The 1,282-nt window shown below is 61.9% G+C and carries 1 protein-coding gene; it reads left to right on the top strand.

What is annotated here, in order from left to right; translation table 11 throughout:
• Nucleotides 1-80: 80 nt before the first annotated feature.
• Nucleotides 81-1,225, top strand: a protein-coding gene (locus H2510_RS20530) for an IS3 family transposase (RefSeq protein ID WP_397517400.1) whose coding sequence is annotated in 2 segments (ribosomal slippage) — nucleotides 81-357 and nucleotides 357-1,225 — 1,146 coding nt in all. Because the reading frame shifts where the segments join, the coding sequence is not laid out codon by codon here.
• Nucleotides 1,226-1,282: the final 57 nt, after the last annotated feature.

The raw sequence follows: 1,282 nt of genomic DNA, 5'->3' as shown, positions 1-1,282 counted from the left end.
TGGCGTGTCCCCGGTGAACGGGGCCACCCTGTTTTAGAGTCTTGTTGCCCATGAGCTGGGCGGATAGGACTATGGAGAACATGGCTGGACGGAAACGGAACTCTGCCGAGGACATCGTGCGCACACTGCGGCGCTCCGATGAACTCACCGCTGCAGGCAAGACGCAGGAGGAGATCGCGGCAGAGCTCGAGGTGTCGGCGGCGACGTTGTACAACTGGCGCCGCCAGTACGGCGGGATGGACACCGACGCGGCGAAGGAGCTCAAGGAGCTTCGCGAGCAGAACAGCCGGCTCAAACGCCTGCTGGCAGACGCTGAGCTGAAGAAGGACGCGCTGCGGGAGGTGGCGCGGGGAAAATTCTGAGCCCAGCCGCCAAACGCCGCGCCGTCGACATGCTCGTGAACACAATGAGCATGTCGAAACGTCTGGCCTGCAAAGCAGTTGGGCTCGCCCGATCCACCTACGCCCGGACTCCGACCGCCGAAACACCCGCCGACCCTGACGCCACACTCAGAGCCGCACTCCGCAAATATGCAGGCACGCATCCATTGCACGGTTTTCGTCGCGCCTGGGCGCACCTGAGGCACGACGTAGGCATGTCGGTGAACAAGAAGAAGGTCCACCGACTCTGGAAGGAGGAGGGTCTGCAGGTCCGGATCTACCATCCACGCACACGCGCCGGCATCAGCTCCTGCCCGCAGATCGAAGCCGACGCCCCGAAAGTGGTGTGGTCTCTGGATTTCCAGTTCGACTCGACCGTCGATGGGAAGGCCATCAAGATTGCGTCGATGATCGACGAACACACGAGACTGTCGGTGCTCAACATCGTGGAGCGCTCGATCACCGCGCAGCGGCTGACCGAGGAGTTGGGTAAGGCGTTCGCGCTGTGGGGAGGGCCGCCTCAAGTGCTGCGAATGGACAACGGACCGGAGTTCATTTCCTCTGCGCTGCAACAGTTCTGCCGGGACAGGATCGGTATCGCCTACATCCCGCCGGGGACACCATGGAACAACGGTCATATCGAATCCTTCAACAACCGACTACGAAAGGAATGCCTCAACCGCAATCACTGGACCAGCCTGCTCGAAGCGAGGGTCGTGATCGAGGACTTCAAGGACGACCACAATAATCGGCACCGGCACTCGTCCCTGGGCTACCTGACACCCGCTGAGTATGCTGCCCAGTGCACCCACACGCACCAACCCGTGGGCTGCGAGATCGACTGACATCAATCACACCGTGGCTCTAGAACGCGGTGGTCCGACTATCGGGGACCTGCCAGG

It is taken from the genome of Rhodococcus sp. BP22 (genome assembly GCF_014281965.1).
Taxonomy (GTDB): Bacteria; Actinomycetota; Actinomycetes; order Mycobacteriales; family Mycobacteriaceae; genus Rhodococcoides.
Note: the sequence above shows the minus strand (reverse complement) of the source record. Positions and strands in the feature narration are given on the sequence as shown.